The 483-nt window shown below is 37.3% G+C and carries 1 protein-coding gene; it reads right to left on the bottom strand.

The annotated features are described in order from the left end of the window. Nucleotides 1-483, bottom strand: a 483-nt coding sequence (locus JHD79_RS22525) for a hypothetical protein (protein ID WP_199121606.1), incomplete at its 5' end; no start/stop codon positions are given.

Genomic DNA, 483 nt, shown 5'->3' with positions numbered 1-483 from the left:
TTACCATCTCCTTATCTTATTATCATCTACAGCTAGGTAAGTAAAAACACCGTCATCATGTAACTGACCTTTTAGCATAATCTTACCGTTCGCAGGAGTTAAAGTAGCCCTGTTACTTGTCCATGTTGCTGATGTTATAGCTGCTAATACATCTGTATCATAAACCCAGAGTTCTCCTGCCTTAACAGTAGCTGACATATCACCATATTGATTAAACATAGCAAAGTAGTTACCATCTGATTTAAATAGCTCATTATTGTAAGATTTTAATATTCTATTCACAATAGCATTTTCCATGAACTTCAATTCACCTGCATTGTTCCAGATATCACCATTCGCTGGAGCAGAAACATCTACGGTAGACGGGTTTAGCCTTAATTGGGATTTGGTTGTGGTATTCGCTAATATTGTTTCCCAGGTTGTCGTATTGGGTGCAACACCAAGTCCTAAACCAGTATCTAATCTACCTGTACCAGTTAAATT

The sequence above is a fragment of the Pedobacter sp. ASV28 genome, assembly GCF_016428855.1.
Classification (GTDB): Bacteria; Bacteroidota; Bacteroidia; order Sphingobacteriales; family Sphingobacteriaceae; genus Pedobacter.
This window is presented reverse-complemented; position numbering and strand designations above follow the sequence as displayed.